The organism is Photobacterium angustum (assembly GCF_003026365.1).
GTDB classification, from domain to species: domain Bacteria; phylum Pseudomonadota; class Gammaproteobacteria; order Enterobacterales; family Vibrionaceae; genus Photobacterium; species Photobacterium angustum.
On record NZ_PYOM01000037.1, the window covers coordinates 1 to 6289 of the forward strand.

3 protein-coding genes are annotated in these 6289 nt (G+C 33.3%); 1 reads left to right on the forward strand and 2 read right to left on the reverse strand.

Translation table 11 applies throughout. The features are described from left to right. The first annotated feature begins 659 nt into the window (after positions 1-659). Positions 660-1403: a hypothetical protein gene (locus CTN01_RS22420; protein WP_045150616.1), complete on the forward strand. Its 744-nt coding sequence runs from the start codon at positions 660-662 to the stop codon at positions 1401-1403. A 420-nt stretch (positions 1404-1823) separates the two neighbouring features. Here CTN01_RS22420 and CTN01_RS22425 read toward each other — a convergent pair whose 3' ends face one another. After that, positions 1824-4901 (reverse strand): efflux RND transporter permease subunit, encoded by a 3078-nt coding sequence (locus tag CTN01_RS22425; RefSeq protein ID WP_045150615.1) that lies wholly within the window; start codon positions 4899-4901, stop codon positions 1824-1826. Continuing rightward, the gene (locus tag CTN01_RS22430) at positions 4898-6022 is read right to left on the reverse strand and encodes an efflux RND transporter periplasmic adaptor subunit (protein ID WP_244156139.1); all 1125 of its coding nucleotides are present in this window, start codon (positions 6020-6022) and stop codon (positions 4898-4900) included. Before CTN01_RS22430 ends, CTN01_RS22425 begins: the two co-directional genes overlap by 4 nt. Between the last annotated feature and the right edge of the window lie 267 nt (positions 6023-6289).

The following is a 6289-nucleotide window of genomic DNA, read 5'->3' on the forward strand; positions in this document are numbered from 1 at the left end:
TATTCAGACAATAAAGAAATTGCTTTAGATATTAGTTACTTTTTGCCTAGATAAACGTAACCCAGTCCAGATAAAATTAAGTATTTCATAATATCTTTTACAACCCCCACATATCAAAAACACTTTATATATAAAGAAAAAAATTAATTATCTAATATATTTTCTCCATGTAAAATAAATAATATAACCAGTAATCTATTATATTCTGAAAGAGGAAAATTAAACTTATCGATATCTCTATAATATTTACATTAGAGTGATGTTTTATTTTCAGGAAAATCACAAACTTTCTCTTAAATTTTATACTTGCTTACTTAGCAAGCTTTAACACATTGAAAAATCGCAAAAACCTTGTTAGTTATCAGTAATCTTAATGTACTATTAGAAAATAATTAAGCTGTTTGAAAAATCAACGTTTGAGAATAATACCACTCATTAATGAGATTCAACTTCATTAAAAGTAATTTTTAAAAAAATGGCTTATAGTCACCACTATGTAATATTTCTCTCAAATTAGAAGAATGTCCTAAATCTTAAATGTTTATGTATATTCACCACAAAGATTTGTACAACTTTATTAAACTATTCGATATGCTAACAGTCTTGTTATTTAAAAACATACACTTGGTGTTATTTTTCTTAAATAAGGAAAACCAATAATGATAAGAAAGTTTATCTTGCTATCAACCCTTATTACTAACGTTGCTAATGCTGACTCATCTAATTGGATTTTTAAAACCGATATAAAATTTGAATCGTCGAATAGATTCCTTTCTGCAACTGTACCTATTGATGGTAGTTCTACGACATTATCCTATTCACAAAATGGTAAAGAAGTTAATCGTAACATTATTATTGAACTGTTAGGTGTTAATAAGGATACAGTTGACTTAAATATCAAAATTAAAGACAATGACGGAGTGTTAATCAGTTCCACCAATTTCTTAAATGCTTTGATATGCCGAGAAAATGAGTCAAAAAATATAAATTCAATAATGAAATTCATCCCTTACAACAATGAATTTTGTAAACAATATTTTGATATCAAAACAATGAATTTAAAGTCAAAAAATATAAATTCAGTAGTATTGAATATTCCTGAAAGTAAAAATAAAGATAAGTGGAATATTATTAATTTCACTTATTCAAAAAGTCTCCCTTTCAAGGATAAACCGTCGTTGATTCAAATTAGGCCTCTCTGTGGTAAAGCTAAAGATCTGTGCCATTATCAATCATCAGGATCTCCTTTTTATATACAAAATGAAGGTATGGGCTTTTCTAAATTTCGAATTATGGAATCAGAAACACTTACAGGGCTACATTATAAAGTTTCAACAGATACAAATGGTAAATATGAAGAGACTGGAGTTATTGATTTGGATCCTGTTCATTTTAAAAAATGATATTTTCTAAGAACTTTTTATAAAAATAAATAATGTGTGTATTAATACTTTTTATTTGACATTCAAATAAAATCCAAAATTCACCTCATTTTCACTTATCTTTATATGAATGTCTGAACTCTACAAGAATCCCAATAAATTGCAAAAAGTACAATAAGGTTTAAAAAAGATAATAAATAATAGAAAAAGAAAGACTAGATTGCTGTATGATATATTAATCTAAAACTTAGATATAAAAAGCACCTTATAGGAACTCTAAGACCCTCGCTTATACAATAGAAGATAATTGCCGAAAAAGATTAAGAGAAAATACACAAATAAAACGCAGCCAATTTTGCTGCGTTTTTTCTTATTTATAAAGCGTGACTTCTCACAGCCGTAAATCGGGCGAGGATTTACGGCTATAATGAAGCGAATACGCTAATTTTCAATTGCTGTAACGTTCATATTGCACTTTAACCTTTGCATCATTAAATAAACACTCGGCACTACAAATAAAGGATCCACGATACCTAGAGTCATCCCAGCAATAATAACAGTTCCTATTGATCCCATTGCATACGCACCTGGCCCAGCTTCCCACAATAATGGCAACGAGCCTAATATTATTGTCAGTGACGTCATCAATATTGGACGTATGCGAGTTTTAGACGCTTTAAGTATGGCTGCTTTGGGCGATAAACCTTGATTTTGTAACTCATTTGCGAATTCAGTGATTAAAATACCATGTTTACAAATAAGACCAATTAAAGTAACGAGTCCTATCTGCGAATACACATTCAGAGTAAAATCACTAAAATACAACGCCCATAGGGCAACAGATAAGGAAATCGGAAGCGATAACATAACCACTAAAGCATCTATCACACTTTCAAATTGCGCACTCAGTACCATATAAATAAAAATTAGTGCTGCAATAAACACAAAAAGCATTTGCTGATTAGCATCAAGGTACTGTTTCGCTTCATCAACATAATTATAGTTAACCTTCTCCGGAAGAATATCTGGCAGCATCTTGTCTAAGGCGTCTATGCCTTCTCCCATACTAACGCCATCTGCCAATCGAATAAATAACGATGCGGATGTCGCTCTATCGTATTGTTCCAATAAGCGAGGTCCTACTTCATTTTCAATACTTATTAGTGCAGACATTGGCACTAATTTCCCTTTCTTATTCGTAATCATCATCTTTTTCAATGACTCAGGCGTCAATATAAAGATTGGCTCTAACTGCGCATACAAGGAATAATTCGTACCTTGGTAGCTCATATCATTCTCGAAGCTTATTCCACTCATTGTTAACTTAAGGAGCTGCTGTATATTTTTCAACGGAACATCGTATTGCGAAGCAAGTACTCGATTAATATGGATCTTAAATTGGTTTTTATCGAATTCAAGATCAGTTCGCGCATTCGAAAATAGAGGTGATTGTTGAATTTTATATGTAACTTCAGCTAGCTCTTGAGCGAGTTTTTGCTCACCATCACGACTGATGACATTAAGATTAATGCCGCCAACATTGCCATTTCCACCATTGTCAATATCTATAGCGGGAATAACACCTGTATAAATATGGTTTCCACCTTTATTTAATCGTTTATTGATCATCTGACTAATTTTCTGTGCAGAAACTGATCGCTCTTCCCACGGTTTTAAGGTAATAAAGCCGTCGATAGAGTCATTACTAGATAAAAGAGCAACATGTTCAATATAAGGAATATGCTTAAGTTGTGTATTCATGTTTTCTATCATTTTCTGCTGAACGATATCATCTCCATCTCCATCTATAGATTGGTATAACCAAATTTGTCCAGAGTCTTCATCTGGTAGCATTTGCGACGGAGTATATGTAAAAGGCAAAAAACTACTGGCAAAAATAATAACCATAACTAGTAACGTTGTTTTACGCCAATCAATAGTGGCAGACAAAACATGATGGTAAGCCTGAGCAAGTCGATCTAACTGAACATTGACCCACGTTTCAAAACGACCAGGCGGCTTATGGTTCATCATTTTACTACACATCATGGGTGATAATGTCAGTGCAACAATACCAGAAATAATCACAGTACCTGCTAATGTAAAGGCAAACTGCTGGAATAATTGCCCCGTAACTCCATCAACTAAACCTACAGGAATATATACTGCAGCCAAGGTTAAAGTTGTAGCAATAATGGCAAAACCAATTTGGCGACAAGCAATAGAAGTTGCTTTAAATACAGAGTCATGAAAACGTAGCTGACGATGAACATTTTCAACAACAACAATAGCGTCATCGACCACTAGCCCTACCGCTAACACCATCGCTAGTAGTGTTAAGGAATTTATACTAAATCCTAAAAATTTAATGATAATAAATGAGCACGATAAACAGACTGGAATCGTCACAATAGGAATAAGCGTAATACGCATATTGCCAAGGAATAACCATATTACTCCCGCAACTAATACCACAGCTAAGACAATTGCGATGTATACACCCTTTAACGCAGTTGTAATAAAAGTTGATTTATCAAGCAATACTTCCGCTTTCATCCCCCCCGGTAAAGTTATTGAATTTAACAACTCATGAACTTGTTGAGAAAGTACGAGTGGATTAGCTGTTGTTGTATATTGAGGATTCAATATAAACAACATGCCATTTTTCTTCGAGAAATCAACCTGTGGCTTAACTTCTTGTTCACTACTTGGTATACCAATAGTTATATCAGCTACTTGACTTAATCTAATTGGCTGTTGCTTATAGGTCGCAATAATGGTGTTTTTTATGTCATCAAGATTTGAGATAGCACTAGTTGAGACTAGCTGGTATTGACTCTTTGTTCCTGAGGTTTTACCACTGATAGCTTTAATCGCGTTTACGTCAGAAATTTTATGAATCACACCATTTATCGATAGATTAAAGCTATAAACTTTATTAGGGTTTATATTAATCAACACTGTTTGACTAGCGCTTGGTTCAACACTTACCGCTCCAGCTGCAGGTAACTGCTCTAACTGCGGTAATAAGGTATCAATACTATATTGACGAAATTCGTATTCCGCTTGATGAGTACCTGGTGTTAAGCTTATCAACATTGTAGGCATACTATGATCGTCAGATTTAGTTACTTTTGGTGAAATATCATCAGGCAGCTGATTTTCAATATTACCTATATCGTTATGGAGTTCGCTAATTAAAATATCAATCTCACTTTCATTAATACTAGGTGCCAAATCTATAATAATATCGCCTTTACCTTGTCGAGCTGTAGCCGACATATGACTTATTCCTTCTGTACCCACAATTGCATTTTGAATAGGAATTAAGACTTCGGTCATCATATTTTGTGCTGTTAGCGCACTGTCATTAACGCTCACTTGAATTTTAGATTGATTAATTTGTGGGGTATATCGCCAAGATAATTTTTGGAAAAGAACCAAACCAATGAAAACGGGTAGTAACCAAAGTACTGTGCATAATACCGGGCGACGTAAACATAACTCCGTTAATCTCATTTTTTACCTTCCAAATTATGCTGTGATGATTTGAATGGTAAAAGCTTCCCTTCTTTTTCTGAATTTTTCTGTGATGGAGCTGATATTACTTCTACTTTTTGACCTGTACGTAGGTAATTTTGTCCATTAATGACAAGCTCTTCTCCAATAGATAGACCAGACAGAACCTGTACATAGCCATCATAATATTGCCCTACTTTGATATCACGTAGACGAGCTTTGTTGTTAACTACAATAAATACCTGCGCACCTTGAATATTCCTAATGAGTGATGATGTTGGAACAGTTACTTGCCCAAGTAATTGTCGTGTTTGCTGAACAACTTTTACATTTTGTCCAGGGGAAAATTGTTTCGCATCCGATAACTGCGCTTTTAAGGAAACCAAACCAAGCTCAATATTAGGGGACACATAACTCACAAAGCCTTGAGTATGTTCTAAAGACGAAAGGGCTGAATAGACAGTAACTTTTTGATCTAAATAATAGTCTGCTTTTTGTAAAGCAGGTAATTGATATTCAATATTAAGTTGTTCCGGATTATATAATGTTGCAAGTATATCTCCGACTTTAACAATATCACCGACATGATATTCAGTTTGGCTTATTACTCCGTCAAATGGCGATCTAATTGTTAACTCAGTGAGATTAGATTTACTTTGCTCTAACTGGGCTAAAGCCTGTTTGTAATCACTTTCGCTGTCATCATATTTACTTTGGGATATAATACCATTTTTTACTAATTCTTTTTTACGAAGCCATGTTTGCTTTTTAGCATCAAGCTGAGCTTGATCTCTTGCAACTTTAGCTTTTTCCTCGCTTGAATCAAACTGCACTAATACTTGATCTTTCTTAACAATCTGCCCTGCCTGAAAGTAAATAGCCGAGATTTGACTGGTCTCCAATGCTTTTAGTACAACTGAATTATGGCTTTTGACTCTACCATAGCCACTCACCTTGTGAGTCAATGTACGAGCCGTCACTTTTTGAGTTATGACTTGGGCAAGCTTTGATGAATAATACTTTTGAGAATGAGATGTAGGATGATTTTCTTGATTACATCCTAAAAGGATAAGATTTATAATAACTAGAGTTATTACCGTTATAGATTTCTGTTTCATCATAATTAACTTATCTGGATAATTAAGCAATATAAGTTATATACTTATATGTCTTACCAGCACCTCTTAAAAATATCTTTAATAAATTTTATCTTAACAAGGAAGTCTAAAAGGATAAGTCACCACAATGTATATTTTTATATAAAAGCTACCAAAGTACTCACTTAACTGTGATTGTACTATGATCTATTAAATAAGCACTTGAAAAATATTAGATTATCTTTACATGTAACCCCTATGAATTAATCTTTATTTTTCGAACATATATTT